Source organism: Arthrobacter sp. JCM 19049 (assembly GCF_001310435.1).
In genome coordinates, this window is record NZ_BAXF01000726.1 from 1 (window position 1) to 875 (window position 875).

An 875-nucleotide genomic window follows, 5' to 3' on the forward strand; every position below is an offset into this window, starting at 1 on the left:
TGCGAGAGAGGTTCTTATAGGACGCGGTGCGCAGGGTGCCGCCTTCGGCCACGTGGGTTTGCATCCCCGGGGCGCGGTCGGTGTTCTGGGCGCTGACCGCCCGCCAGATCTCACCGTCGCGTTCGGCCACGAAGCTGAAGATCCCGGTGCGGGCCCCGGCCTTCTGGCCGTGCTCGGTGTGCTGCCCGGTCACCTCACAGGGCGTGGACCACCGCATGGTCCTGGCCCAGGGGGCGTACGCGCACCTCGATCAGCGCCATGAAGCTGTCGGCGAAGATCCGTTCAAACCCGTAGGCGTGCCGGTCCATGATGGTTTCGCGGTCGTTCCACCACAGGCCCACGACGTTCACGAAGTCCGCGTCCGTGGCAAAGACGGCGCCCAGGGCCTGGGCGTCCTTCTTGTTCCAGCCCTCGGCGAAGAGCTCGGGAATCTGCTGCGGGGTGCTGGCGTTCTTCACCGCCACTGCCTCGTCCGCCTGGTTGCCGTTGTTCGCCTGGTTCTCCATGAGCTGCTGCCCTCCTGCTGACGTTGCTGGGATCCGCGGCCGTCCGCCAGCACCATGCCGGTGCGCGCCAGCGGGGCGGGGGACCTGAGCCCAGAGTAGTGCGGCGCCCGCGCCCCAGGCGAGCCAACCGGTTCAGAATCACACCCCGGCCAGCTCTTTGGGCGCTCACAGCGTTCACGTCCATAATTGTTGGGTGAGCACCAAATCTGTTTTACCCCCGCCGCACCCGCGCCGCGTCACGCTGCTTGGATCCACCGGCTCCATCGGAACCCAGGGCCTGGACGTCATCGCCAAGGCCCCTGAACGCTTTAGCGTCGCCGCGCTCGCCGGAGGACGCAACCTCACCCTCCTGGCCCAGCAGGCGGTGGC

1 protein-coding gene and 2 pseudogenes are annotated in these 875 nt (G+C 68.0%); 1 reads left to right on the forward strand and 2 read right to left on the reverse strand.

Annotated elements, in window-relative coordinates:
- Positions 1-193: pseudogene (locus JCM19049_RS21445) on the reverse strand (DUF4440 domain-containing protein); the annotation flags it as partial.
- A 1-nt stretch (position 194) separates the two neighbouring features.
- Positions 195-506, reverse strand: coding sequence for an SgcJ/EcaC family oxidoreductase (locus tag JCM19049_RS21450; protein ID WP_279403399.1), 312 nt, complete (start codon positions 504-506; stop codon positions 195-197).
- A 193-nt stretch (positions 507-699) separates the two neighbouring features.
- Between JCM19049_RS21450 and JCM19049_RS21455 the strand changes: the two are divergent.
- Positions 700-875 (forward strand): annotated as a pseudogene (locus tag JCM19049_RS21455) (1-deoxy-D-xylulose-5-phosphate reductoisomerase); the annotation flags it as partial.

What these genes read in the sequence shown, in the direction of transcription:
- JCM19049_RS21450 (WP_279403399.1), bottom strand. Translation starts at nt 506, where the DNA reads ATGGAGAACCAGGCGAACAACGGCAACCAGGCGGACGAGGCAGTGGCG.